This is a genomic window from Streptomyces sp. NPDC044061, from assembly GCF_056434305.1.
This window is the reverse complement of the sequence record NZ_JBWKFL010000166.1, coordinates 1-1,795: the sequence shown is the minus strand read 5'-3', so window position 1 is coordinate 1,795 and position 1,795 is coordinate 1. Positions and strand designations below refer to the sequence as shown.

Sequence of the window (1,795 nt, the reverse complement as noted above, 5' to 3'; positions counted from 1 at the left end):
GCAATCCCCGTAACTACCTGGCCTTTCTCGGACTCGCCGCCGCCCTCTGTTGCTACAAACGCCTCGTCCGCCTCACCACGTAGGACACGGTCTAAGAGGCGAAGTAGCCGCAGCCTGCGCACCTGCACAGCAGGACACTAACGGGCATCACGGCTGCGAGGCACGCGAGTTTTCCGGGGCCGGGCTTGCCCCGGCTTGCTTCAGCCAGGGCGAGGGCTTGGGGGCGTCAGGCTTCCGGGAGCCGGTCGAGGAAGCCGAGGACGGACATGATCCGGCCGTCCTCGGCCAGGGTGACCACGTCCGAGCCGGCGACCGGCGCCGAGCCGTCGGCGGTGGACACCAGCTCCCAGCTGAAGCGGGCGACGTGATGGTTGCCGTCCACCTCACCGGCCAGTTTGAACTCGAAGCCGGGGAACTGCTCGTGCGCCGCCCGGATGACCGCGGCAATCTGGTCGTGACCGCGCACGTCGGCCAACGGGTCGGTGTAGGTACCCTCCTCCGACCACGCCACGGCAACCGCCTTGGCGAGCGTGTCGGCGTCGGTGGCGTTCCACGCCTCGAAGTAGCACGCGACAGCGGCAGCGTAGATCGACATGTCGGGACTCCCGTTCCGGTGAAGCGGCCTGTCATTCAGGCCAGTTGGGCCGGGCTCCGAGCCGGAGTGCGCCGGCCCGAAACCCGATGGCTTCACCCTGCCGCGCCCCGCCCGACCACGCGATTACCGCACAGGTAATGAGGTCGAGATCGGGTTGGCGTCAGCACTGCCGACGTTGCGGCCACCACTTGGCGAGCTGGCTTCGTTGATCTCTAGGAACAGCGTTTAGCGACCTGTTCCGGAGGCAGTCGGTGATCACCTGGCTCACGGATCTCGATGAGAAACGACGGCACTGTCGTGTCCACGAATGTGGGACGGCCAGCCTCTCGTCAGAGCGGCTGGCCGTCGAAGGGGTCGCCGGAGCCGGGCTTGAACGTCGTGCCGAGGTCGTACTGCGCGATCCCGAAAGGTTGAAAATCGGCATCGGCAAGGATGCGGTAGAGGAACTCAGAGGTGGACATGTCATACCGGTGCCATCCGCCGACGTCATTGGACCGCGCAAGGACGAAGTACTCGCCCGGCCGCTCGGCATCGATCAGCCAGAAGTACTCGTCGGCCCATTCGGTGGAGCCCCACTCAACCAGCCCCTTGCCGCCCGGCGCGTAGATCGCATAGGGATCGACGGCGGAGACGCTCCCGAGCTTGCTGTCCTGGTCGGTTGACAGGGAGACCCGCCACTGTGTCAGGAAGTCGAACGAGATGCCCTCGTCGCGTCCCAGAAAATAGACGGAATCACTGAAGACGCCGCCGCTGAACGCCTCGTAGAGCTCCTTGTAGTCCGCCGGCAGCGGAACGCCCAGCTCTCCTTCGATCGCCCCCCAGTCGACGGAGATCCCGAGCGGCTCCCACCCGGTCAGTTCGATCACTCGCTGAACCCACATACAACAATCTTTAGCACCGGTCTTCGTCCCGATGTCCCTCAACCCCCTCGTCGTCACGTCAAGGTCGACAGCTTTCGCGCTCAGCCGACCTTGGCGGGTTCCTCAGCCCGGGCTCGTGTGCTGGCGAGGCGATAGGAGTCAGTGCCGGTCTCGATGATGGTGCCGTCGAAGATGAGGCGGTAGACGATGGCCGCGCAGAGCCGAGGGTCGGTGAAGGTCTTGGTCCAGCCATCTGGGGCTGGCACTTGTTCCCTCACACGAGTTGCCGCTGCCACCTGGCCGTATCCCGTTCCTGGCGTCCTCGTTGGTTCTCGCGGTA

General features: G+C 65.3%; 2 protein-coding genes and 1 pseudogene. All 3 read right to left on the bottom strand.

Annotation, left to right across the window (positions count from 1 at the left end; all coding sequences use genetic code 11):
• Positions 1-226 precede the first annotated feature (226 nt).
• Positions 227-595 (bottom strand): nuclear transport factor 2 family protein, encoded by a 369-nt coding sequence (locus AC07CM_RS50860; RefSeq protein WP_478883351.1) that lies wholly within the window; start codon positions 593-595, stop codon positions 227-229.
• A 329-nt stretch (positions 596-924) separates the two neighbouring features.
• Positions 925-1,461 (bottom strand): SMI1/KNR4 family protein, encoded by a 537-nt coding sequence (locus tag AC07CM_RS50855; protein WP_478883350.1) that lies wholly within the window; start codon positions 1,459-1,461, stop codon positions 925-927.
• A 95-nt stretch (positions 1,462-1,556) separates the two neighbouring features.
• Positions 1,557-1,706 (bottom strand): annotated as a pseudogene (locus tag AC07CM_RS50850) (IS21-like element helper ATPase IstB); the annotation flags it as partial.
• Positions 1,707-1,795: the final 89 nt, after the last annotated feature.